Annotated in this window: 24 protein-coding genes; 20 read left to right on the plus strand and 4 right to left on the minus strand. The window is 63.7% G+C overall.

Features of this window, described 5'->3' with window-relative positions; all coding sequences use genetic code 11:
* Window positions 1-107 precede the first annotated feature (107 nt).
* From QZ994_RS20020 to QZ994_RS09760, 20 genes are all read left to right on the plus strand, one after another.
* Complete coding sequence (locus QZ994_RS20020) at window positions 108-416, plus strand: OmpA family protein (protein WP_367172284.1); 309 nt, start codon at window positions 108-110, stop codon at window positions 414-416.
* A 127-nt stretch (window positions 417-543) separates the two neighbouring features.
* Window positions 544-957: a hypothetical protein gene (locus tag QZ994_RS09670; protein ID WP_230179380.1), complete on the plus strand. Its 414-nt coding sequence runs from the start codon at window positions 544-546 to the stop codon at window positions 955-957.
* Between the two features lie 28 nt (window positions 958-985).
* The gene (gene traL / locus QZ994_RS09675; RefSeq protein WP_035033923.1) at window positions 986-1,285 is read left to right on the plus strand and encodes a type IV conjugative transfer system protein TraL; all 300 of its coding nucleotides are present in this window, start codon (window positions 986-988) and stop codon (window positions 1,283-1,285) included.
* 14 nt (window positions 1,286-1,299) lie between these two features.
* Window positions 1,300-1,863 (plus strand): type IV conjugative transfer system protein TraE, encoded by a 564-nt coding sequence (gene traE, locus QZ994_RS09680; RefSeq protein ID WP_109036397.1) that lies wholly within the window; start codon window positions 1,300-1,302, stop codon window positions 1,861-1,863.
* Entirely contained in the window at window positions 1,853-2,707 is an 855-nt protein-coding gene (locus QZ994_RS09685; RefSeq protein ID WP_290871229.1) for a type-F conjugative transfer system secretin TraK, read from the plus strand. The genes traE and QZ994_RS09685 overlap by 11 nt, the downstream gene beginning before the upstream one ends.
* Window positions 2,704-4,245 (plus strand): TrbI/VirB10 family protein, encoded by a 1,542-nt coding sequence (locus QZ994_RS09690; protein WP_290871230.1) that lies wholly within the window; start codon window positions 2,704-2,706, stop codon window positions 4,243-4,245. The genes QZ994_RS09685 and QZ994_RS09690 overlap by 4 nt, the downstream gene beginning before the upstream one ends.
* Window positions 4,232-5,065 (plus strand): DsbC family protein, encoded by an 834-nt coding sequence (locus QZ994_RS09695; RefSeq protein ID WP_290871231.1) that lies wholly within the window; start codon window positions 4,232-4,234, stop codon window positions 5,063-5,065. The genes QZ994_RS09690 and QZ994_RS09695 overlap by 14 nt, the downstream gene beginning before the upstream one ends.
* Complete coding sequence (gene traV, locus QZ994_RS09700; RefSeq protein ID WP_109036390.1) at window positions 5,062-5,748, plus strand: type IV conjugative transfer system lipoprotein TraV; 687 nt, start codon at window positions 5,062-5,064, stop codon at window positions 5,746-5,748. Before QZ994_RS09695 ends, traV begins: the two co-directional genes overlap by 4 nt.
* Before the next feature lie 21 nt (window positions 5,749-5,769).
* Window positions 5,770-8,379 carry a type IV secretion system protein TraC gene (gene traC, locus QZ994_RS09705; RefSeq protein ID WP_290871232.1) on the plus strand — a complete coding sequence of 870 codons (2,610 nt, stop codon included), beginning with the start codon at window positions 5,770-5,772 and terminating at the stop codon, window positions 8,377-8,379.
* A complete protein-coding gene (locus tag QZ994_RS09710; RefSeq protein ID WP_035033915.1) occupies window positions 8,376-8,747 on the plus strand; it encodes a hypothetical protein in 372 nt (123 codons plus the stop codon). The genes traC and QZ994_RS09710 overlap by 4 nt, the downstream gene beginning before the upstream one ends.
* Complete coding sequence (traF, locus tag QZ994_RS09715) at window positions 8,744-9,349, plus strand: conjugative transfer signal peptidase TraF (protein WP_109036386.1); 606 nt, start codon at window positions 8,744-8,746, stop codon at window positions 9,347-9,349. Before QZ994_RS09710 ends, traF (QZ994_RS09715) begins: the two co-directional genes overlap by 4 nt.
* Before the next feature lie 10 nt (window positions 9,350-9,359).
* On the plus strand, window positions 9,360-9,863 hold the full coding sequence (locus tag QZ994_RS09720) for a hypothetical protein (protein WP_218929772.1): 504 nt from the start codon (window positions 9,360-9,362) through the stop codon (window positions 9,861-9,863).
* Entirely contained in the window at window positions 9,860-10,510 is a 651-nt protein-coding gene (gene traW / locus QZ994_RS09725; protein WP_083505688.1) for a type-F conjugative transfer system protein TraW, read from the plus strand. Before QZ994_RS09720 ends, traW begins: the two co-directional genes overlap by 4 nt.
* Complete coding sequence (traU, locus tag QZ994_RS09730) at window positions 10,507-11,559, plus strand: conjugal transfer pilus assembly protein TraU (RefSeq protein ID WP_058085878.1); 1,053 nt, start codon at window positions 10,507-10,509, stop codon at window positions 11,557-11,559. The genes traW and traU overlap by 4 nt, the downstream gene beginning before the upstream one ends.
* A 43-nt stretch (window positions 11,560-11,602) precedes the next feature.
* A complete protein-coding gene (gene trbC / locus QZ994_RS09735) occupies window positions 11,603-12,328 on the plus strand; it encodes a type-F conjugative transfer system pilin assembly protein TrbC (RefSeq protein WP_290871233.1) in 726 nt (241 codons plus the stop codon).
* 8 nt (window positions 12,329-12,336) lie between these two features.
* Window positions 12,337-14,661: a type-F conjugative transfer system mating-pair stabilization protein TraN gene (gene traN, locus QZ994_RS09740; protein ID WP_290871234.1), complete on the plus strand. Its 2,325-nt coding sequence runs from the start codon at window positions 12,337-12,339 to the stop codon at window positions 14,659-14,661.
* A gap of 128 nt (window positions 14,662-14,789) precedes the next feature.
* Window positions 14,790-15,092 carry a hypothetical protein gene (locus QZ994_RS09745; protein WP_290871235.1) on the plus strand — a complete coding sequence of 101 codons (303 nt, stop codon included), beginning with the start codon at window positions 14,790-14,792 and terminating at the stop codon, window positions 15,090-15,092.
* A 10-nt stretch (window positions 15,093-15,102) separates the two neighbouring features.
* A complete protein-coding gene (traF, locus tag QZ994_RS09750; RefSeq protein WP_290871236.1) occupies window positions 15,103-16,038 on the plus strand; it encodes a conjugal transfer protein TraF in 936 nt (311 codons plus the stop codon).
* A gap of 9 nt (window positions 16,039-16,047) precedes the next feature.
* The gene (locus tag QZ994_RS09755; RefSeq protein WP_290871237.1) at window positions 16,048-17,505 is read left to right on the plus strand and encodes a conjugal transfer protein TraH; all 1,458 of its coding nucleotides are present in this window, start codon (window positions 16,048-16,050) and stop codon (window positions 17,503-17,505) included.
* A gap of 24 nt (window positions 17,506-17,529) precedes the next feature.
* Window positions 17,530-20,304, plus strand: coding sequence for a conjugal transfer protein TraG N-terminal domain-containing protein (locus tag QZ994_RS09760; protein WP_290871238.1), 2,775 nt, complete (start codon window positions 17,530-17,532; stop codon window positions 20,302-20,304).
* Here QZ994_RS09760 and QZ994_RS09765 read toward each other — a convergent pair whose 3' ends face one another.
* The 4 genes from QZ994_RS09765 to QZ994_RS09780 form a co-directional block, all read right to left on the minus strand.
* Window positions 20,305-20,622: a hypothetical protein gene (locus QZ994_RS09765; protein WP_290871239.1), complete on the minus strand. Its 318-nt coding sequence runs from the start codon at window positions 20,620-20,622 to the stop codon at window positions 20,305-20,307.
* Window positions 20,623-20,854: 232 nt separating this feature from the next.
* Entirely contained in the window at window positions 20,855-21,223 is a 369-nt protein-coding gene (locus QZ994_RS09770; protein WP_133611083.1) for a cytochrome c, read from the minus strand.
* A 2-nt stretch (window positions 21,224-21,225) separates the two neighbouring features.
* Window positions 21,226-22,452 (minus strand): sulfite oxidase, encoded by a 1,227-nt coding sequence (locus QZ994_RS09775; protein ID WP_133611084.1) that lies wholly within the window; start codon window positions 22,450-22,452, stop codon window positions 21,226-21,228.
* Window positions 22,449-22,942: hypothetical protein (locus QZ994_RS09780; protein WP_290871240.1), on the minus strand; the 494-nt coding region annotated here is incomplete at its 5' end. The genes QZ994_RS09775 and QZ994_RS09780, both read right to left, overlap by 4 nt.

The raw sequence follows: 22,942 nt of genomic DNA on the forward strand, positions 1-22,942 counted from the left end.
CGCTGCATCAAAAAGCAGCAGAGTAGGTTGAACACCTGGCTCAGTTTTAGATCGGCACACCCCTCATAAGTGGCTCAGTTTTCGGTCGGCGCCAACACGACAGTGCGGTGCTGACACCTGTACACCGGACCCTGCTGAACAGCGCAGCCAAGGCCCTGGGACGTGCCCAGCGTGTGCTCATCGTGGGACGCACCGACAACGTCGGCCCTGATGCGCCCAATCAGGCCATCGCGCTAGCTCGGGCTGATGCCGTTCGAGATCACATCAAGCGCATCAGTCCCTCACACCCCAATGACATCCGCATCGATGCCAGAGGCCTGTGCTGCTACATCGCCAACAACGACACACCTGAGGGCCGAGCCCGCAATCGTCGCGTTGAGGTCGTGTTCACAGCCTCATCCGAGGGTGGGCCATGACACACCAATGGCCCTCACCCGTGAGCCCGTCGCCCACCGCATCCCCCTCCTGAGACGTGCTCACACGTTCGCAGGATCGCCCCCGCCTGCGTCAGGCCTTGACGCGCAACCCAGCCAGGAGATTCCCATGCGCACAGCCATCATCCATCCCTTCGTCCCTGTTCGTCAAACTGTCCAACAGGATGATCAGCAAAGCAACCCATCCAGTGCCCGAGTCACCGGCAAGCCCACACACAAGCGCTGGCGTGTGGCCTCGGCGCTGGCCATGCTCACCCTGGGCTTGGGCCTGTCCATGCCTGGTTTCGCCCTCGACCTGGTGGCGTTCACCGGCATCACCGGGCCGCTGACATCCGCCCTCGCCCAGATCTCCGCGCTGGGGCCTAGCGTCAAGGCCCTGGTCGGCTTCGTCGGTTTCGTGGTCGCCCTGATCTCGCTGTCGGCCCTGCGCAATTTCGGGCCGGTGCTGTTCTACGTGGGCCTGGCCATCTTCGGTGCGGTAGGCCTGGTGATCGCGGGCGCCATCATGGGCGCCGTCGTCTGAGGTCAGCCCAAACCTGCAGGAGCCTGACATGCAAGCCGACACCTACATCCCCCGTCGCCTGGATGACCCCTGGAAGATCGGCTTCTGGGACATCGATGTGGCCGCCCCGGTGATCTTCTTTTTCTTTGTCGGCTACCTGTCGGGCACCAAGCTGGCCTTTGCGGCCTGCGCAGGTGCGGGGATCTTCCTGTCGCGCTGGATCGCCCGCATCAAGGCCGACAAGCACCAGGCCTTCGCGATGCACTGGCTGTACTGGCACCTGCCGCCCAGCCCCATGACCGCGATGCGCGCCACCCCGCCCTCGCACATCCGCCGCATGGTCGGCTGAGTCTGGAGCACGCCATGGACTTCGAGCGACTCAACAGCGACATCAAGGAGATGCGTCGCCGCAACCGCAGCCTGGGGCTCGCGGTGGGCGTACTGGCTTCGGGGCATGTTGTGGCACTGCTCGTCATCCTCAACCTGATTGGCACGGTGCGCACGGTGGTCGTGCCACCCACGATCGACAAGACCTTCTGGGTCAGCCGAGACAAGGCCAGTGGCGAATACCTGGAGCAGATGGGTGGTTTCATGGCCTGGCTGGTGCTGGACGTCACGCCCTCATCGATCGACTGGAAGAAAAACATCCTGCTCGGCTATGTGGAGCCCGACCAATACGGCCCGCTCAAGACCCGGCAGGAGGTCGAGGCCGAGCGGCTCAAGCGCATCAACGCCAGCACGATGTTCATGCCGCAGCAGTTGGTGCCCAGCGAGGACAAGCAAAGCGTCGTGGTGCGTGGCCGACTGCGCACCCTGGTCAATGGCTTCGAAACCGCCAACGACCTCAAGGCCTACCTGATCGAGTTCAGTTTCAACGGGGCACGCATGCACCTCAAGACCTTCAAGGAGGTTCCCAATGCGAGCTGATTTCAAGCGACGCCAGCAGCCCTCCACTTCGCTGACAAACCTGCTGCTGGCCCTGGTGACAGCCGTTGGGATGGCAACGGCACCAAGCCTCGTCAGGGCGCTCCAGTTGGTTGAAGCCCGCGACGGCGTCTCCGTTGAGGCCATGGTGTCGATCAAGGAGCCCACGCGCATCCGCATCGATGGCGCGCCCATCACCGATGTGTTCGGCAACATCTATTCGAGCAACTGCGCCAACGGAACCCCACCCCCCAACAACAGCCAGAACAGTCCGGCCATCAACCCCACGGGTGAACTGGTCCTCGAATGCGACAAGGACAAGGGCGAGGTCTACCTCCGACCCGTGGGCAAGTCCAGCAAGCCCATCAACCTGTTCGTCTCCAGCGCCCAGGCGACCTACACCCTGCTGCTACATCGTTCGGACACCCCCGCAGACACCATCGTCATCCGGGATCCCAGTGCCAGGCTGCTGAAGCTGGACAACGCGAACCCAAGTCCCTCGGGTATGTCATTGGGCACTTCGGCCAACCACATCCGAGCCATGAAGGCCTTGCTAGTGGCGATGGCTTCTGACCGAGTGCCTCCCGAGGTGCGCGTTGAGGAGGTCAACCGCCTCGTCCCCCTGTGGCTCGAAGCGAGATTTTCCCTGATGCGTCGCTATGAAGGGCGAGGCCTGGTCGGCGAGAAATACCTGCTGCAAAACATCAGCCCGACCTTGATGGTGCTGGCCGAGCAGGAATTTGACCGCGAAGGTGCCCAGGTCATGGGCGTGTCCATCGAGAACTACAACCTGCAACCCGGAGAGACCACGAATGTGTTCGTGATCCGGCAGGAGGCCACGCGATGAACACGCCTTTCGACCAAGCAGCCAATGGGAGCGTCACCGGCTTGCTCGACCGCATCAAGGGGGCCGTGGGCAGTGCCCTTCAAAGGCTGTCTCCACGGCAACGCCAGTACGTCACCCTGGCCGCCATCCTGGTATGTGGTGTCGGCCTGCTGTGGCTGATCTTCGCCCTCACCGACACGCGCTCGCCCACCGCAGACGCCAAGAACAACGGCAGCGCGCAGCCTGCCACGGTCACAAACATCGGGGTGATGCCGCCGGGACAGCAGGTCAACCCGGTAGACCAATGGGTGGGCACCGCAGGGCGCAAGTTGGCGCAGTACGAGAACGAGCGCGATGAGCAGACCCGGCTCAACAAGGACCGACAAGCTTTCGAGGCCCGTACCATGCAACGCTTTGCCGAACTGGAGCAAAAACTCACCTCGGCCAGCCAGGCTGCCAGCATGTCCTTGGCACCCAACGCTGCGGCAGCGTCAAACACGCCCGCGCCCCCAACGATGCCACCGGCATCCAGCCTGCCCCTTCCACCACCTCCGGCGTCCACCGCTCTGCCCCATGCAAATCCTCATGGGCAGGGCATCAACATTCCCCCACCGCTGCCGCCCGGCACATCGCCCGCAGGTGCCATGCCCCTCGGTGATCCGGGCATGGCACCGCAGGACATGCCTTTCAATGCCCCGGTGTTGACGCGCGTTTCTCTGGTGGACCGGGAATCGGCCAAGGCCGCTGCAACAGGCGCCACGGCAAGCACCACAAACAATGCCACGCCTGGATCACCGTCAACAGCCGACACCCGCACCGTTTCGACCTTCCTGCCCGTCAGCTTCACGCGCGGCACCTTACTTGGTGGCCTGGATGCCCCCACGGGCGGGCAGGCCCAGTCCAACCCGCATCCGGTCCTGATCCGGCTCTCGGACAACTCGGTCCTGCCCAACCGCTTTCGGGGGGAATACCGGGACTGCTTCGTGATCGCGGCAGGCTACGGCGACATCAGCTCGGAGCGAGCCTACCTGCGCACCGAGAACCTGTCCTGCGTCCGCCCGGACGGCGCCACGCTGGAAGTCAAGATCCAGGGCAGCGTCTATGGCGAAGACGGCAAGGTGGGCATGCGCGGGCGACTGGTCACCAAACAAGGCCAGATGCTGGCCAACGCCCTTCTGGCAGGCGTGGTCAGTGGCATCGGCCAGGGCCTGTCAACTTCATCGACCACCTACAGCACCTCTGCTCTGGGCACGATCGCCAGCAGCGGTGGCAACAGCAGTGACGCCTACCGCGCAGGCATCGGCACCGGTGTCGGCAAGGCCCTGGACCGCCTGGCTCAGTACTACATCAAGCTCGCCGAGAACACGTTTCCGGTGATCGAAATCGATGCCAGCCGCGAGATCGATGTGGTGATCACCAAGGGCGTGCGTATCGACGCGCCCATGTCGGCCAACGCCTACACCCGTACCGGCGGCACCCCCTCCCGCACGCTGTCGCGCTCGGCTGAGCCCGCCCCCGAAGACCGCTACCTGAAAGCCGCCAATGATGACAACTATTGACATGCGCCCGCCTCTGCGAGGCAGGCTTCAGGACGTGACGCTGATCTGGGCACTGTTCACGATGCTGGTCAATGGCATCGCCTGGGCGGGCGCTCCGCCATCTGAAGAGGCCCGCCTCCTGGCCGCACTCAGGAAGGCCAACCCCAGCACGCGCTTCACCCAGGTGCTGCCTTCGCCCATTGGCGGACTGTACGAAGTCTGGATGAACGGGAACGTGGCCTATGTGTCGGCCCGCCAGCCGCGCTACTTCGTGTTCGGCCATGTCTTTGACACACAGACCATGACCGACCTCACCGGGCCACGAATGGCCCTGGCGGCCAGGCGGGGCGCGATGGCGCCCGCTGCGCCTACAGCAGCAACTTCAGCACCGGCATCCACGCCAATTGCCTTCGACCAACTGCCTTTCGCTGACGCCATCAAGACCGTGCGCGGCAACGGCCAGAGGCAGATCGCCGTGTTCAGCGACCCGGGCTGCGGCTACTGCAAGCAACTGGAGCCTGAGCTGGCCCGGATCGACAACGTCACGGTCTACACCTTCATGCTGCCCTTTCAGGGTGAGGCCAAGCCCATCGCCCTCTGGTGCGCCCCTGACCGGGCTCAAGCTTGGCAGCGCTACATGGTGCAGGGCGATGCCACCGCGATCAATGCCCCAGCGCGATGCGATCACCCCGTGGCCCGCAACCTGGTTTTGGCGCAACGCCTGGGTGTTCAAGCCACGCCCACCCTGATCTGGGCAGATGGCAGCCGCACCGAAGGCTACGTCGATCACCAGGTGATCCAGGCCCGCCTGAAACCGGCCACCTCGGAGGTTCAGCCATGAACGCCCACGGTCACCTCGCTAGCCGCGTCCACTCCGCACGCCCGATCTGGCTTCTGGCTTGCTTGCTGCTGAGCTTGTCGGGCTGCATGAACCTCTCCGGCCTGGGCGGCAGCTCCGACTACGCCTGCAAAGCCCCGGACGGGGTGACTTGCACCTCGGTGTCGGGCACCTATGCCAACGCAGTTCAGGACAACCTGCCCGCCCAGGTGGCCAAGCGCCGCCTGGCCGCCAAATCCCATGGCGAGCCAGGTACCAATCCCGCACCCGGGTCGCCACAGCCTCGCCCTGCACCAGCGCGGGCATCCGCCCAAGCCACTGTCCCGCCCGTGGCTCAGTCCCCCAGCCTGGCGCTGCCCCTGCGCTCATCGGCCCGGATCCTGAGGCTGTGGTTCAAGCCCTGGGAAGACGCCGACCGCGACCTCTACGACCAGGGCTATGTCTATGTCCAGATCGATGCGGGTCAGTGGCTGATCGACCACGCACATCGCCAGATCCGTGACGCCTATGCGCCCATACGACCTCCGATGGGCACCACCGTCAAACCTGCCACGCCAGAACAGAGCACCTCGCCCGTGCGGCCCGTTGGCCAGCAGCGCCCGTCTCCGTACGCCCCGGACAACTCGGAAAGTCCTGACATCGGCCCCTTGCTGCCGCCTACCGACAGCCTTGACCCCAGCAACTGAACCTCCCTCAAAGGTTGCGCCATGCCCACCCCCACAGCCACTTCAACAATCACGACAGCAGCCAGCGTCTCCATGGATGCGGCTCGCACCGTGCGCAGGCCCGCACGCCCGGGCCTATTCGAGGCCATGGGCCTGGGCGCGCCACCAGACACACCGGCAGAGCAATTCGCCGCGTGGCTGCCCTACTCCGCCTACCTCGCAGACGAAAAAATCTTCGTCAACCGCGATAGCCTGGGCTTCATGCTGGAGGTCATGCCGCAGTCGGGCGCGGATGAACGCATGGCCGAGGTGCTGATCTCGCTGTACGCCAACTGCCCGACGGGCGCGGGCATCCAGTTCCACCTGTTCGCCTCACCCCATGTGCGTGGCCAGTTGCGCCGCTATGCCAACTTGCGAGTCGAAGACGAGGACCAGGCAGATAAGGCCAAGCATTGGGGGCGACCTGCCCGCAACGACAACCTCTTCCACACCCTGGCCCGCCAACGCGTAGGCCACCTGCTGCGGGGAGCCCAGTCCTCGCTGACCTCGGGCTTTCACTACACGATCCGGGACTTCCGCCTGATGCTCAGCGTCACCCTGCCCGGTGACGCCCAGGACATGACCAGGCGCGAAGAGGTGATGGCCCAGCGCGAGTCCATGGCATCCACGCTGCGTTCGGCCTCCCTGCCCAACCGGGTCTGCGATGCCGCCGACCTGATCAACTGGTGCGCACTGTTCACCAACCCTGACCGCATCTCGCAGACCGACGCGCCAGACCTGCACTACGACGACGGGCGCGAACTGCGCGACCAGATCATCGACTTCGACACCATCCAGGACCCCACCCCCAGCGGCCTGCGCCTGTGGAAGGAGACCGGATCGGATGAACTGGAGGCGCGCTTTTACTCCATCAAGTCCTTCCCTGAGCGCTTCGCCCTTTGGCAGATGGGCTCGCTGATCGGCGACCTGATGCAGCCCGCCCTGCAGTACAGCGCGCCATTCTTGCTGACCATGGGCGTGCATGTGCTCGACCCCAATGCCACCAAGGCCACGGTCACCGCCAACCATGTGCGCGCCACGCAAAACGCCAAGAGCAAGATGGCCGACGTGATGCCGGACGTGGGCAAGAAGCTGCAGGACTGGACGGCCGCCGCGCAGGCCATCGACACCGGCGGCAGCCTGGTAAGCCTCTACCACCAGTTGGCCATCTTCTCGCCACCGCGCAAGGCCGTGGCGGCCCACGAAGCGGCCAACGCCATCTGGCGTGGCCGGGGCTTTCAGCTCAATGCCGACGTGTACATGCACCGCCAGGCGCTGCTGGCCAGCCTGCCCATGACCCTCACGCCACGCTTTCATAGCGACCTGGCCAAGATGCGTCGCGTCTCGCGCAAGACCATGGCCAACGCCATCCACCTGGCTCCCCTGATCGCCGAGTGGCGCGGCACACGCACACCTGCCCTGGTGTTCGGCGGGCGCCGTGGGCAGCTGATGACCCTGGACATCTTCGACAACGACCTGGGCAACTACAACTTCGCGATCATCGGCGCACCGGGCTCGGGCAAGTCCGTGCTGATGAACGAGATGGCCTGGTCCTACCGGGCCATCGACGCCAAGGTCTGGATGCTGGACCTGGGCCGCTCTTTCGAGAAGCTGTGCCGCAAGGCCAAGGGCACCTACATCGAGTTCCGCCCCGATGTGGACATCTGCCTGAACCCATTCACCAACATCGTTGACATCCACGAGGACATCGACATGCTGGTGCCGGCCATCTCCAAGATGTGCTCCATGCAGCACACGCTGGAAGAGGTGCAGTACAAGGCCATCTCGGCCATGGTGCTCAAGCTGTTCGCCGAGCACGGCAACGACCTGACCATCACGGCCCTGCGCGAGGCCTTCAAGACCGGCAACATCGAAGCCCTTGGCCTGGTCAACGACCAGCGCATCAAGGACCTGGCCGTGATGCTCAACCCCTACACCCGGGGCGGCCAGTACGAGCGCTTCTTCGAGGGGCCCAGCAACGTCGATTTCAGCAACGATTTCATCGTCATCGAAAACGAGGAACTCAAGCGCCGCCCCGACCTGCACGCCGTTGTGAACATCCTGCTGCTGCACCAGATCACCGGCGAGATGTACCTCAGCCGCAACCGGCGCAAGGTGCTGTTCATTGACGAGCTCAAGCAGCAACTCGGCGACATCGGTGCCGATGACCCCGTCAAGGCCGCCGTGATCGAGGAAGCGGCCCGGCGCGCCCGCAAATACGGCGGAGCCTTGGGCACGGCAACCCAGAGCGCCGACGACTTCTATGGCTCGGCCCAGATGGAAGCTGCGTTCAACTGCTCGGACTGGGTGTTCCTGCTGCGCCAGAAGCCCGAATCCATCGAGATGCTGGACCGCAAGGGCAGGCTGACCATGGACGAGCCCAAGAAGCGCTTGTTGAACTCGCTCAGGACCGAGGCGGGCGTGTACTCCGAGCTGTACATCTCCTCCCCGGTGGGCGAAGGGGTGGCGCGCAACATCCTGGATCCGGCCACGCACCTGCTGTTTTCCAACAAGCTGGAGGACAACGCGCCCATCGACGAGCTGCGCGCGCAAGGTCTGAGCATCGATGCAGCCATCACCGAACTGCTGCGGCGCCGGGGGCACACCGTATGAAAGCGATCAGCCTCATCCCTGCCCTGGTGCAGTCGCTGCTCACCCTGATCGTGGTCGCTGCCGCCTTGCTGCTCTATGACCGCACTGTGGTGCGCCCAGCGCTGCGCATCGGCATGGTCGATGTGGCCGAGGTGTACCGGCAAAAGGAAGCCGAGTTCACGCAACTGCTCACCAAGGCCGGCTCGGAAGACGATCGGCAAAACGCCATGCTGATGGCGCGCACCTTCGCCCAACGCCTGCCCATTGCGCTGGAGGAATTGCCCCGCGACTGCGCATGCCTGGTGGTACTCAAAGGCGCTGTGGCCGGGCCCACACCGCACACCGTGGACTTGACCGCTCAGTTGCGCCAGAAAGTGGGGATGCCATGACCTTGCAGATCGTCCGCATCCCGCCGCCCGTGCCCTGGCATGTGCGCAGCTATCGCCAAGCCCGGCAATCCTTTTGCGACCAACTGGCCCACATGCGTCGCCGCTGGTATCTCTACCTTCCGGTGTTCGCCATCTGGGCGCTGGCCTACGTCCGGTTGTTCCTGGATCCCACCCCACGCCTGCCCATTGTCTTCAACTGGACGCCCAGCCTGCCCTACCGTGTCGCCTATCGCGTGAGCTGGAAACAGACTGTTCCGCCCGCCTTGCACCGTGGTGACTACATCCTGTTCGCCTTCGCTGGCGATGCACAGCAGCACTACCCGGGCCTGCGCGGTCAGCCCTTCTTCAAGATGGTCAGGGGCCTGCCCGGTGACACCATCACCGTCCAAGACCGCATGGTGTTGATCAACGGCGAGTCGGTGGGGCATGCCAAGGCTCAGACCTTCGACCACCGTGGGCTCGATCCCATTCAGCCCACGGTGATCCCACCGGGCAGCTACTACGTCCAGGGCAGCAGCCCCGACAGCTTTGACTCGCGCTACCGCAGCAGCGGTCTGGTCCGCGCCGAGCAGGTCATCGGGCTCGTGCGGCCCCTGTTCTGAGGAACATGACATGCAAGCCTGTCCATGCCACCTCCAGCAACACCGCAAGTGCCGCAATGGCCGCAATGACGTGCGCCACTCGGCGCCTCGCTTGATCCTGTGCATCTGGATCGCTGGTTTGGCATCTGCAGCCCACGCTCAGGCCCAGACCACGCCCAAGCGGCCGGCCCAGCAACTGGCCGAAAGTCGCGCCCACAGCAGCCCAGTCACTCAAAGCGCCAGCACGCCTGCGTCCACGCCAGACGATGTGCCTCTGGAGGACTACCTGGCACTGCTGGCGCAAATCTCGCCTGCCGCGCGCGACGGCGCTCAAGCCTACTTGCGTGCGTTCGCGCAACGCTGCGGGCGGCCCCTCACCGCGCTGGCGTTGCGCAAGGCCATTGCCCAGGGCAGCGGTGACCCGGTCCTCATGGGCATGGTCAGCGCCAGCCACCCCAGCCAACTGGCGCAGCGTGATGCCCTGCTGAGCCAACTCGCTCAACGCATCCGTTGCGACGCTCGGGGTCAGCCATGAAGCCCAAGAGCCCACAGTTGATGGTGATGGCCTGCCTGCTGACCATGGCATGCACAGGTGCGGGCTCATGCGCTTGGGGCGTGGACCTGGGCAGCATCGGTCCGACCTATCCGATCAGCGAAGCCAACCTGCTGGAGTTCATTGCGCAACGCCTGCGAGAAAAGCAAGCCAATGGCGAACTGGCTCGACTGCAGGACCAAGCCCGTGAGCGCGGCATTCAGGCCGTGCGCCAGCCACAGCCTGTGGCCGGGCTGCGCACCACGCAACAGCCGCGCACCTTCTACTTCGACCCCAGCTTCACGCTGGATCGCAACATCCTGGATCCCCAGGGGCACCTGATGTTTGCCGCTGGCTCGCGCCACAACCCGCTGGACGTGGTGTCCCTGTCCAGACACCTGCTGTTCTTCGACGCCCGTGATGCACGGCAGGTGAGCCGCGCTCGGGAGTTGATCCAGCGCTACCAGGGCCAGCTCAAGGCGATCCTGACAGCTGGCTCCTACCTGGACCTGATGAAAGCCTGGCGCACGCCGGTTTACTACGACCAGCAAGGTGTGCTGACCCGGCGCCTGGGCATCGCACAGGTGCCCGCTCTGGTCTCGCAGGAAGGCAAGCGCCTGCGCGTGGATGAGTTGGAGGTGACACCATGACCCGATCCACCCCAAAAGCAAGATGGCGTCAATCGTGGGATCACATCGCGGCGATCCTGTTGATTTGCTTGCTGGCCATGACCAGCCAGCACAGCCACGCGGCGGGCATCGCCACCTGCACAGGCAAGTTCCCCAACCCCGTCACCGACATCTGCTGGAGCTGCATCCTGCCCATCAGCCTGGGCAGCATCCCCATCGCCAACTTCGGCGGCCAGGAAGACATTGCCAACCCAGGCAGCCCTGTGTGCAGTTGCGGCGTGAACCCGGTCATCGGTCTGTCTATCGGCTTTTGGGAACCGGCTCGCCATGTCGAAGTCGTGCGCAAGCCGTTCTGCCTGACCTCACTGGGCGGCATCGACCTGAACCCGGGCCTGCCCGCCCCGGAAGCCGCCCGCTTCACCCACGCTGAAGGCGACGGCGATGGCGGCAGTTTCTACCAGGCCCATTTCTACGTGAACCCGATGCTGTACTGGCTGGAGGTCGTGACCGACTTTCCCTGCCTGGAAAAGGGCAGCTTCGATCTGGCCTATCTCACCGAGGTCGATCCGCTGTGGAACGACGACGAGTTGACCCTGATCCTCAACCCGGATGCGGTGTTGTTCGCCAACCCCATCGCGATTGCCGCCTGCGCCGCCGATTGCGTGGCCGCCTCACAGGGCTTTGGCATCAAGGAATTGTTCTGGTGCGCAGGATGCCAGGGCGGCATCTACCCGCTGGATGGCCAAGTGCCCTACCACTTGGGCGGTGTTCGCACGGCCGTTCTGCTGGCCCAGCGCCTGACCACCAAGATGCACCGCGAGTTGATCGCCTGGGGATGGCATGGCACGCCCGGCCTGTGTGGCCCCTACTTCGAGCCCGTCATGGACAAGACGGCCTACAAGACACAACTCACCTACCCCATCCCCAACACCGAAAAGGACGGCGGCAGGTGCTGCCAGCCTTTCGGGCGCAGCACCGTGATCTGGGGGGCCGGCAAGGAATACCCGGTGCGCGGCGAAGACTTCGCCTTCATGTTGTTTCGCAAAAGGAACTGCTGTGTCGGCTTCTGACTTCCATCAACCTTCACGCTGGGGCTTCGGTCTTGGCCTGTCCATGCTGCTTGCGCTGCACGCGCAGGCCCAGACCACGCCGGTCATCACCGAAGCAGACATGGCTCGGGCCAGGCGCGCGCAACCCACCATCACGGAGCAGGACATCGAGCGCGCGCAGAAAGCGCACGGCGTGCCCAGCGCCGCTGACTTGGAACGTGTGCCCAACACAGCGGGACCTCGAATTGACGCGCTACCGAAGCCTCAAGTCAAAGCGCCTGTGGACCTCGAAGCGCTGTCCAAAGCCTACGCCCTGCAGATGAAAACCGCCCAGCCCCCCGGCACCGGGGTGGGCAAGGACATGAGTGGTGGCCCGATCCTGATGGTGTTCATCAGCCTGTCGATGCCCGAGGCCACGCTCAAGAGACTGGTCAGCCAAGCGGCACGTGCCAAGGCATCCCTGCTGATCAGAGGCCTGCTAAATGGCTCCCTGCGCGACACCGTTGCGCGAACACAGGCATTGTTGGCAGGTCAGTCGGTGGCCTTCCAGATCGACCCGCAAGCTTTCGAGCGCTACGCCATCACACAGGTACCCAGTTTTGTGCTGGTGCGTGAGGGCGCTGACGGCACGCCCTGTGGTGATGGTGGTCGAGGCAGTTGTGCGCCGCCCAATGACCATGTCCGCCTGGCCGGAGACGTGAGCCTGGACTACGCCTTGGGCCACATTCAGCACCGCACACCCCGCTTCAGCAAGGATGTCGGCGCCTTCATCCAACGGCTAAAGGGTTAGGGATCGTCATGCTGCGCCGACTCGTCACCTGCTTCACCCTCTGGTGCTTCGTCACGGCGCAGACGATGGCACTGGCTGGGCCACACGAAGAAGGCACCGCCGCCGGTCAAGCGGCCAACCCGGTGATTCGGGGCACGGTCAGCACCCCCAATGCAACGGCCAATGTGCCGGGATACACCCGCACGCCCGCTGAGGCGGCCTACTACGGCCAACCTAGCTTGTCAGGCCCGGCCAACGCGCGCCTCACTGCCTGCACCAGCACGCCCGATGACCCGGTGTGCCAGGCCCAACGCGGCGCGCTCAACTCGGCCAACACGCCACGCCCTGCCATTTCGCCCTACGACCCCGCAGTCATGGGCGCGCGGGACATCGCCGCAAACCCGTCTCTCGCCCTTGGCAGCCTCTCCTCCTACTACAGCGGCTGCGCCACCGCCGACGTCACCACACCAGCAGGCGCGGTCACCAAACAGTGCCAACGCTACAACGGTGTGGGCAACTACGCCACCCGGCGGGATCTGACGGTGCAAGTCGAACTCGTCCCCAGTTGCACAGCTGGCGACTGGTTTGCGCATGGTCAAGCCAATCGCAACGGTGCCGACTACATGGTGGCCGAGGCCCAGTGCCGCATCCGCACCGACCAGTTGCAACAATTTCGCTTCTATGCGGCAGGTGGCAACGGCGCCTGCATCGGGTGGCAAAACCTCGAACTGCCCAGCACGCCAGCTACGCAACCCGCGTTCGTCACCGACCTCTCACCACACTGGGGTGGCCATTGCTGGCGCCCCTTCAAGGTGGTCATGATGCCTGGATCCGGCTGTTCATCTGGCCAGTGCAACTACAACTTCCAGTTCGGCACGCCGGTCTATGCCTGCCCGACCGGCACCGTGCGCGGCGACCAGTTGCAGGCCTACTGGTCCAGCCGCGTTCAATCTTCGGGGCCGGCTGATCGCTGCTTCACGCTCACCATGCCCCGCCCCCGCATGGGCTGTGACAGCGGCCCCTCTATCGTGGTCAGCCGCACAGAGACCCGCTGCGCTCAGGATGCGGGCGCGGCCAGCCTGGTCGGCGCTTCTGGCTGGAGCATCCCCTTGTCTTTCCAGCAGCCCACCATGAACCACATCGAAACCGATGTCTGGGATGACAAGAGCGCCCCACTCGAAGCAGGCGGACGCTGCACCGTCACCACAGCCGACAGGTGCGTGGATGGCCCCGCCACCAAGGTGATCGATGGCCGAGTCGTCACCCGCGCTTGTTGGTCCTACGAGCGCACCCTGTCTTGCACATCCGGTGCCCCCACAGACGAATGCGCCCCCTTGCTGAGCCAAGGCTGCACGCTGGGAAGCAGCACATGCAAGCAAACCAACGCTGCCACAGGCATGTGCGAGGTCTACCAGGACAGCTACACCTGCCCGGCCAGCGCCCAAACGATCACGACAGCAACCAACTGCCCATCCAATGTCTTTTGTCTGGGTGACAGTTGCTTCAACACGAGCTACACGAACGACGCGGACTTTGCCCGCTCCATGTCGATGCTGGAAGCCGCCCGAGAAGCCGGTGTGTACCTGGACACCAAGCTGATGCAGGTTTTCAAGGGCGAAGGCAACCACTGCCGAGACCGGCTGTTCAAAGATTGTTGCGACTCGGACAGCGCTGGCGCTGGGATGAGCAACCAGAGCACCTTCGGTGTGGGCTCACGCCTGGTCTACGACGTGCTGATGAACTCCGAGAACCGGGAGTTCATCTACCAGGGCATGTCCGCACTGCTCACCAGCGGCGGCTTCAGCGGCTCCTTCACCAGTTACGGCGTCACCGTGGCCGTCAACGGCACCGCTCTGCCCGCCGGATCGTCGGTGCTCTATGCAGGCGACAGCATGGTGGTCGCGTTCGACCCCTGGTCGCTGGCCATCGCTGTGTTGATCTACATCGTCATGTCGATGATGTCCTGCAATGAAGAAGAGGGCAAGCTGGCCATGAGAGAAGGCGCGGGGCTGTGCCACGCCACGGGGTCATGGTGCTCATCGTGTCTTCGCGTTCTTGGTGCCTGCGTGTCGTGCCTGGAGCACACCACAGGCAAATGCTGCTTCAACAGCAAACTCGCCCGGATAGTCAATGAGCAGGGGCGCATGCAGATTGGCAAGGGCTGGGGCAGCGGCCAGAACCCGGACTGCTCGGGCTTCACCATCCCTCAGCTGCAAAGCCTGGACTTCGCAGCGATGGACCTCACCGAGTTCTACGCCTCCATCGTGCCCAACATCCCGAACCTGGGTGCCATCCAAAGCGGCAACAGCGCCAAGGTGCCCAACTGTTACTACGGACAGGGGCGTTGCCAATGACACAGCATCTCAGGACACCGATCAAGTTCAATGCCATCACGGCGATGGCGATGGCATTTGCATTGACTTGCCAAGCACAAACACAAACGCAAACGCCTGAGCGATCGCCCGATCCGTTCGTCGGTCGCATGCCTGTCAAGGACGCCAGGGTGCTGATGGTGATGGCACTGCAAGCGCCAGACGGACAGGCGCACGGCACGCTGACAGGCGAATCTGCCGACGCCATCAGCCAGCGCTTCAAGGCCAACACCCCCATCTCCATCGACGTCACCACCGACAAGCGCTACCGCCAGCCTGGTTGCAGCCGCCTGAAGGTGACCTTCTGGCAAGACGGTGTCTGGTTGCCTGGTGCCCAGGCCCCTCGCAAACAATCCATCGAGTTCGGGATCAACTACTGCCTCGATGGCTTGCCGCCCAAGTCGCTGCAATGAGGAGATTGACATGCCTCGCCCATCTCGCCCGTCATGGGCGTCTCGCTCAGGTCTTTTCAGACTCCTTGCCAGCATAGCCCTCCTCGCCTTCGCTTGCCTCAACGCAGCGCCCGAGGCACAAGCGCAAGCCTCGTCCAAGCTGGACGAGCCCATTGCCGCGCCTTACTGGTCAGATGCATGGCGAGGATGGCACTTCTACGAAGACCCCGAACCCGAGGTACGCGACACACCTGAGGCTCAACCCAAGACTCCCGCCCTGCCACCGCCCACGTCACCAGCGGCCCCGACACCATCAACCCGCCCGGCCAGAGCGCCAGAGTTGGTCGAATTCGAGCGACTGCAAAAGGCTGTCGAGTCCTACCGCAACATTGCGATCATGCGGCCGACCGAGGCCAATGTGCGCCGCTACATGGAACTGGAGGCCAAGGTTGTGGCCAGAGCGTCCTACTTCGCCGACGTCGCCCAGCGCGTCGCCTGGGCCACACCGGAGCTGGACCCCACCGTACATGGCCGCCCAGTCAACGCCAAGGCGCTGGAGGTGTTCGACCGGGACCAGTTGCTCAGCCGTTCCCAGTCCATCACCTCACAGGGCAAGGACCACGTCCTGTTCTTCTTCTTCCGCAGTGACTGCCCGTACTGCCACGCCTTCGCCCCCACGCTGACGGCCTTCGAGGCGCGCCACGGCATCAAGGTGGTGGCCATCAGCGTGGATGGCGGCCCCATGCCTGGCTTTGCAGATGCCCGAGCCGACAACGGCATCGCCAACACCCTGAAGGTCACCCAGGTACCAGCGGTGTTTCTCGCCCAGCCCTACACCGGGCAAATCACACCCATTGGCTTTGGCGTGCTGTCCGAATCCGAATTGCTGGAGCGCATCACCACGGTGAGCACACCTGCTGCCCAGGCCATGTTGCCCAGCGTGAACAGGCAAGTCGTTCTTCAATAGGAGCAGATCATGATTCAGACACCCACGCCGACGGCACCGCTCTGGAGACGATTAGTCGCCACCCTGATGGCCGTGCTGGTCATCGCATCGCCGCTGCCTCTGCACGCCGGGGACCTCAATGCCGAAGTGAACAGCATGTTCAACAACCTGGGGGCCATTGGCAACTACACCGCACCTGGCGCCTTCCGTGGTCAGACCATGAACACCTACACCGGCGGCAGTTTGTTCATGCGCTCCCCCAACAAGGTTTACCAACTCGCCGCCATTCAGTTCCCCAGCGCCAAGGCGGGCTGCGGTGGCATCGATGTGTTCGGCGGATCGTTCTCGCACATCTCGGCCACCGAGTTCAAGAACATGCTCAAGAACATCACCGCGGCCCTACCGGGCATCGCCTTTCAACTTGCACTGGAAGCCGTCTCACCACTCCTGGGTGGCTTGAGCAAATGGGCCAAGGGTCTGGAGACCTGGATCAACAACGCCCGCATCAACTCCTGCGAAACAGCCAAAGCCATCGTCAGCACGGCGGCCGAGGCCACGGGCTACAGCTCGCAGGAGACCTGCGCTGACCTCGCCATCGAGATGGGCATGGAAAGCGACCGTGACGCGGCACGCAGGCGTTGCGCTTCCGACCGGCCCAGCATCCTCGCTTCGGCCCGCACCTCAGGCGATGCCAACGTGCGCAACAAGGCGCCCTTCGTGGGAAACCTGACCTGGAAGGCCCTGAAGTACACCGGGGTCTCCCTGGACGATCAGGAGCGTGAACTGATCATGAGCATGGTGGGCACCGTCATCTACCACCCGGAAGAAGCCGCCCGCGACCCGGAACCCATCGCCGCAACACTCACCTCGATCAGCCAGTTGCTCTATGGGCAAAGTGCTGGCGCTGGCGTGAACGTCACCCAGCACCTGCTCAAGTGCAATGACTACGTGAACTGTGATGCCGTGACCCTCAACACCACCTACACACACACGCCATTCACCGCCAAAGTCGAGGCACTGATGCGCTCCATCGCGGAAAAAATCGCCACCCGGACCGCCATTCCCAACAACTCGGCAGAAGTCGGTTTCGTCAACCAGACCACCGAGCCGGTCTACAAAATGCTGTCGGTGGGCGCGACCATCCCAGGATCGGGCCTGGCAGACAGCCTCATCGCCCAATACCGCGACGTGATCGCAGCGGACTATGCCTATGTGTTCCTGGAGCGCAATCTGCGCGTCGGCTTGGCTGCGCTCGACAAGGACTATCAACTGCAAAAGACACAGCGCGAACAGGCGGTCCAGATTCGTCAACGCGCCCTGGTCATGCTGCAGCAACTCTCTCAAGAGAAGAACCTCCTGTATCAGAAGGTCGGCTCTTACCGGGCAGTTTCCAGCCACCTGGAACAGTTGGAGCGGCAATTGCGATCCAGCATGCCGCAGCACGTGATGGACATGCTTGGGCAGCAGGCTGCTTACATGGCTCGTTGACCTTCACCGACCACAGGGGATGCCATGTGGGAGATCTACGCTTACCAGAACGCGGACAGCCTGTTCGGCGTTTTCAATGCAGCAGCGGCCATCCACGCCTCGGGCGACTACATGTCGGCCGTTGCCGCCGTGGCTTTCTGCGGCTTCGTGGCCGCCCTGATCGCCTACGCCTTTGCCCCTGAGAAGCTGCAAGGCTGGAAGTGGCTGGGCACAGTGCTGCTGGTGTTCTCCATCCTGATCCTGCCCAGGGCCACCGTGGGCATCGTGGACAAGACAGGCGGAGCCCCGGTCAAGGTCGTGGCCAACGTGCCCTTCGGCATGGTCATGCTCGGCAGCATCACCAGCACCATTGGCCACACCCTGACAAGCCTGTTCGAAACCGCCTTCCAGACCATGCCCGGCCCAGGCGCCTTGCCCAGCGAACTCACCTACGAGAAGAACGGTCTGATGTTTGGCAACCGGCTGATCAGGAGCACCAGCAAGGTGACGTTCCAGGATCCCAACTTCCGCACCGACCTGATCAACTTCATCCACAACTGCACGATGTATGACCTCATCGACGGAACGATTGGTCCTGCCGTGTTCTCGACATCCGCAGATGTCTGGCCCCTCATGGCCACGCCCAATCCTGCGCGCTTCAGCACGGTCACCAGCGCTGCGGGCATCGATGTGGACACCTGCCCCAACATCTACACAAACCTCAATGGCCGACTGCCAGCGCAGATCAACCAGATTCAGGGTCGCCTGGCCTTCGAGTTGAACCCCACCCTGCCTGGTGCCGCAGCCGCAGCCGTCATCGCCAACCAGATTCAGCAGGCGTACATCAAGAACAACATCGCCGATGCGGCCACCACCGCTGCCGACCTGATCCGCCAAAGTGCCATGCTCAATGCGATCAACGACACCAGCACCATCGTCGGACAGAAGGTCAACGACCCAGCGGCCATGGTGCTGGCCGTTGGCCGAGCACAAGCCGTCGCTCAGCAGAACGCCGCGTGGATCAACAACGGCAAGGTGGCCGAGCAAGCCCTGCCCGTGTTCCGCAACGTCATTGAAGCGCTCACCTACGCAATGTTCCCCTTGATGGTGCTGCTCTTGCAGCTGACCAGCGGGCGCGACACGATGCTGGCCTTCAAAGGCTACGCCGCCATCCTGATCTGGATCCAACTGTGGCCCCCGCTGTACGCGGTGTTGAACTACATGGCGTCCATCTACGCGGCCTACGATCTGGCTGCGGCTTCAGACATCGGCTCGGGCACCAAGGCCCTGTCTTTGCGAACCGCCTCGACGATCTATTCGGGCGCCATCTCAGGTGAGGCTGTTGTGGGCTACCTTGCAATCAGCATTCCTGTCATTGCCTGGGCGGCTTTGAAGAAGATGGAGGGTGTCGGGACCGCCCTGGTGGGTGGCTTGTCCGGCCTGCAAAGCATGCTGACCGGCAGCACAGCGTCTGCTGCCACCGGCAACATGAACATGGGCAATGTCACCATGGACCAGGCACAACTGGCACCTAACCGAACCTCGGCGTTCATGAGCAGTTGGCAAAGCGACTTGAGTGGTAACACCTTTTCGTCGAACAGCCTGACTGGGAGAACTGCCGTCAGCCTGTTGCGCAACCAGGGGTTTGCTTCGCGGGTGGTATCCATGCGGGTGTCTGAACAGGATGTGTCTGATGCGAGCAGGCAGGTCACTGCGGCACGCAGCGAAGCCTTGGCTGCCAGTTCGGATCGCTCCGCAGCCCTCTCCGAAGCATTCACGCGAGGACTGAGCAGCCTTCGCTCTGGCCGCAGCAGCAGCGGATCCACGTCCAGCAGCTTCGAGCAATTTGGAGAAACACTCAATCGCCTGGACCAGATCTCCAAGGGCATCGCCGACAGCACAGGGCTTTCACAGTCTCAGGTAGCGCGCATCGCATTTGGTGCGTCTGGACATGTGGGCGTTGACGGGCGCTTCGCTGGCGCAAAAGCCAATGCCAGCGCTGACAAGAGCTACCTGTCGGGCCTATCCGCCGATGAACGCAAGGTGCTGAGCAGTTTGACCAGCGAGCAAATAGCCGACTTCAAGCAATTCGGTGACCGAGTCTCCCGAGATTCGAGCTTCATCAACACCATCAGCAGCGACTCCCGAGAGGCCCGGGACACTGCATCCAGGCTCATGAACACGGCCACGCGATCTGAACGTGCGGAGGCGAGCCTTGCTGAACGCACCGCACTGTCAGAGCGCCTAACCTCCGCGTATGAAAAGGGCGAAACCATCTCCATCGACCTTGCGCAGGATCCACACAACCTGGAAATGTTCACTCGCTATGCAGAACAATACGGGGGCGACAGCAAAGCGGCTCAGGCCTTGATGGCCTCAGAACTGGCAAGGCAGTCACTCAAGCCCAATCGGGTGTTCTCCGATGGCACAGCATTGCCATCTTCGTTTGAGGACGTTCAAGTTCAACACCGACAAGAAAAGGCCGACACGGCGTTGAATCCGGCGCTCGATGATCGCCATCGAAGCAATGATCGACAGGTGTCTCGCTTCGGCAAGTCTGCGCGTGCAGGCCAACCAGCCCCCGCCCCTGAGCCCTCATCGACAAGACAAGAGGTTCAGGCCAGAGGCACAGAGGTTCGATCACAGGCAAAGGCGGATCAAACCGGTTTCGATGCCAAGGCAGAGATTGTCAAGAACGAAGATGGAACTCTGGCATCCAAAAGATCGTTGCTAAAGCGGTCTGGCAAGCAAGTCGTCAAGGACGCTGGAGCAACCACCGAAAACGCCGCAGACGTTGTGAAAGATCTTCTCAAAAAATAGTCAGGCCGAATCATCATGCGTGCCGTTCGCGTTCAAGTCTCTTTCTGGTGGTTTCATGAAAGGCGGATGCCCTTTGTCGCGCCAGTAATTTGCAGCTAGATCCTCCGACGTCACTCCCATCCCAGGGATCGGATCGGCGTCCCGCTTTGAGTTCCGCCCCCTTCCGCCAACGCGAGTCAATGCACCACCAAGAGCCGCGCCAAAGAGCATCCCGATACAGCTCATGACCACCATCGTTCCCCAATCATCCATTGCGGCGGAAAACAGGCCAACCAGACCACCTAAAGCGATGAAGCCGAAGAAGATTGGTTTCTGCATGTTGGCACCTCACACCGATCAGCCTAACGACACTCAATTGCGCTTGCAACCCCGATAGCCACTTGGCTGCATACGACCCAATCCAGTCTGTCGAGGAGTTGAGAAGCAGTCGCTGCCGACGGCGGCGACCGATGAAGATGCCCTGCGTTTCGGTGCCAGTCAGCGTCTTGCGGCCCGCGCGGACGAGCCTTTATCGGTGGGGATGCACCACAGATTCCACCCACCTGAAGTCTCACTTGGCACCCCCGCTGGCCTTCGACACATACAGCGACAGAGCCTCAATCTCTGCATCGGTGAGCTTGTCCTTGTACGAAGGCATCTGGCCCAGCCCGTTGCGCAGCGCCTTCGCCACGCGCGCAGCGTCGGGCTTCAACTCGTCCAGCACCGGGCCGACGGCGCCCTCGGCGCCCGCGGCCTGCAAGGTGTGGCAAACGGCGCACGACGGGACGACGCCTTGCAGGAACAGCTTCTTCCCTAGCGCGAGTTGCGCCCTGTCGTCGGCCGCCAGCGCGGGTAGAACGGGCAGCGCCAAGCCGGCGACGAGCACCGACGCGACCCTCATTGCATGCAACATGAAGCGCTGCTGGATGGTGCTGCGCATGATCAGGCCACCGTCACTTTCACGGCGTGGTCGGCCCAGCTCGTGTTGTTGTAGCCGCCGGCGTTTTCCATCCGCTGTTCGGGCTGCACGTTGCCTGCCGTGTCGGTGGCGCGGCTGGCCAGCGTGTGGCTGCCGGCCGGCAGCCTGGCCGGCAGCACGAACTGGCGCCAGGCATAGCGGCCAAGGTCGGGCCCGGTGAGCCGCGCGTCGTTCCAGGTCTTGCCGCCGTCCAGCGACACCTCGACGCGCTTGATGCCGTTCAGCCCGCCGAAGGCCACGCCTTGCACCTGCACCAGGCCGGCCCTCACGCCAGCTGCGTCGGGTGCGGGCGAGTTGATCCACGACTTGACCGTCATCTCCTGCACCGACGGCTGGCTGGGTTCGCCCTTGCCGCCCGGCGGCGAGATGCGGTAGCCGTGCGACATGATCTTCGCCTCGGTTTCCTTGGCCGTGAAGGCCAGGCGCTTGATGTACTTGATGTTGTTCACGCCGGTGTAGCCGGGCACGATCAGGCGCAGCGGCCCGCCGTGGGCCAGCGAGATCGGCACGCCGTTCATCTCCCAGGCCAGCAGCGCGTCGGCCATCGCGGCGGCCGGCACCGAGCGCTCGACGATGATGCTCAGCGGGTCCAGGCCTTCGGGCAGCTTCTCGCCGCCGGTGCCGGTCAGGTAACCGGCGCCCGGCACGACGCCGCCCAGCGCTTCGGCCACCACGCGCACCGGAACGCCGGTCCACATCACGCAACCCGCCGCGCCCACCTGCCAGGGTGTGCCACTGGGCTTGCTGGGGAAGTAGCCGCGACCATTGCCCGAGCACTGCAGCACCATCGCGGTCGTCTCCACGCCCATCGTCTTCAGCTCGCGCAGCGTCAGCATGCGCGGCGCCTTCACGCCTTCGATGGCCACCTGCCAGGCGTCGCGGTCGGCGACGATGGACGCGTCGGGCGCCGGCAGGTTGTTGCGGATGTAGAGCTGCTCGGCCGGCGTGATGACCCCGCTGCCGAAGGCTGCGCGCTTGGTCTCGATGGTGGTGCTGCTGTGCACGATGACGCTGGCCGGGTCTTTCCACGCCACGTAGGCGGGCAGCGGCTTGGGCGTGGCGCTGGCCACTGGGGTTTCGCCAGCCGCGGCGGCACCGCGCGTGAAAGTGGCCAGGCCGGCCGCGGCCAGGGCGCTGGCGCTGCCGGCCAGCATCTGGCGCCGCGGCAGCGAGTTCAAGGTCTTGTTCATCGGGTCTCCTTGGGGGTCGGTGTGGAATTCGGTGGGGACATGTCGGTGGCTGGACCGAACTGGCTTTGCGCCACGGCCAGGGCCTGCTTCTTCTGCGCCACCAGCACCAGCGGCTTGCCGTCGCGCGAGGTGATGACTTTCCAGTGCACGTTGCCCCACCAGCCGCTGCCCTCCGTCAGCGCCACCGCCTTGTCGAAGGCGAACACGGTGACCATGCCGCCCTTCTCGAAGAAGGTGGTGAGGTGGTAGACGAGGTGGCCGTCGATGTCGCAAGGCCGCATCAGCTGCGGGAAGCCGGGCACCACCTGTTGGCCGGCCAGCCCCAGGTGCTGCAGCAAGGGCGCGCTGGCCATGAAGGTGCCGCGCAGCGTGCGCTCGAAGTATTCGTGTTCGATGGCGCCGCGCACGAGTTCTGGCGGGCGCATGGCCAGCGCGCCCTTGCTGCAGCACCTGGGGCTGGCCGGCCAACAGGTGGTGCCCGGCTTCCCGC

Origin of the sequence: Aquabacterium sp., assembly GCF_021768455.1 — a bacterium.
In the GTDB taxonomy this organism is placed as follows: Bacteria; Pseudomonadota; Gammaproteobacteria; order Burkholderiales; family Burkholderiaceae_C; genus Aquabacterium.

Coding starts and splice junctions, on each gene's coding strand:
- QZ994_RS09670 (WP_230179380.1), top strand. CDS start 544: ATGCGCACAGCCATCATCCATCCCTTCGTCCCTGTTCGTCAAACTGTC.
- traL (WP_035033923.1), top strand. CDS start 986: ATGCAAGCCGACACCTACATCCCCCGTCGCCTGGATGACCCCTGGAAG.
- traE (WP_109036397.1), top strand. CDS start 1,300: ATGGACTTCGAGCGACTCAACAGCGACATCAAGGAGATGCGTCGCCGC.
- QZ994_RS09685 (WP_290871229.1), top strand. CDS start 1,853: ATGCGAGCTGATTTCAAGCGACGCCAGCAGCCCTCCACTTCGCTGACA.
- QZ994_RS09690 (WP_290871230.1), top strand. CDS start 2,704: ATGAACACGCCTTTCGACCAAGCAGCCAATGGGAGCGTCACCGGCTTG.
- QZ994_RS09695 (WP_290871231.1), top strand. CDS start 4,232: ATGACAACTATTGACATGCGCCCGCCTCTGCGAGGCAGGCTTCAGGAC.
- traV (WP_109036390.1), top strand. CDS start 5,062: ATGAACGCCCACGGTCACCTCGCTAGCCGCGTCCACTCCGCACGCCCG.
- traC (WP_290871232.1), top strand. CDS start 5,770: ATGCCCACCCCCACAGCCACTTCAACAATCACGACAGCAGCCAGCGTC.
- QZ994_RS09710 (WP_035033915.1), top strand. CDS start 8,376: ATGAAAGCGATCAGCCTCATCCCTGCCCTGGTGCAGTCGCTGCTCACC.
- traF (WP_109036386.1), top strand. CDS start 8,744: ATGACCTTGCAGATCGTCCGCATCCCGCCGCCCGTGCCCTGGCATGTG.
- QZ994_RS09720 (WP_218929772.1), top strand. CDS start 9,360: ATGCAAGCCTGTCCATGCCACCTCCAGCAACACCGCAAGTGCCGCAAT.
- traW (WP_083505688.1), top strand. CDS start 9,860: ATGAAGCCCAAGAGCCCACAGTTGATGGTGATGGCCTGCCTGCTGACC.
- traU (WP_058085878.1), top strand. CDS start 10,507: ATGACCCGATCCACCCCAAAAGCAAGATGGCGTCAATCGTGGGATCAC.
- trbC (WP_290871233.1), top strand. CDS start 11,603: ATGCTGCTTGCGCTGCACGCGCAGGCCCAGACCACGCCGGTCATCACC.
- traN (WP_290871234.1), top strand. CDS start 12,337: ATGCTGCGCCGACTCGTCACCTGCTTCACCCTCTGGTGCTTCGTCACG.
- QZ994_RS09745 (WP_290871235.1), top strand. CDS start 14,790: ATGCCTGTCAAGGACGCCAGGGTGCTGATGGTGATGGCACTGCAAGCG.
- traF (WP_290871236.1), top strand. CDS start 15,103: ATGCCTCGCCCATCTCGCCCGTCATGGGCGTCTCGCTCAGGTCTTTTC.
- QZ994_RS09755 (WP_290871237.1), top strand. CDS start 16,048: ATGATTCAGACACCCACGCCGACGGCACCGCTCTGGAGACGATTAGTC.
- QZ994_RS09760 (WP_290871238.1), top strand. CDS start 17,530: ATGTGGGAGATCTACGCTTACCAGAACGCGGACAGCCTGTTCGGCGTT.
- QZ994_RS09765 (WP_290871239.1), bottom strand. CDS start 20,622: ATGCAGAAACCAATCTTCTTCGGCTTCATCGCTTTAGGTGGTCTGGTT.
- QZ994_RS09770 (WP_133611083.1), bottom strand. CDS start 21,223: ATGCGCAGCACCATCCAGCAGCGCTTCATGTTGCATGCAATGAGGGTC.
- QZ994_RS09775 (WP_133611084.1), bottom strand. CDS start 22,452: ATGAACAAGACCTTGAACTCGCTGCCGCGGCGCCAGATGCTGGCCGGC.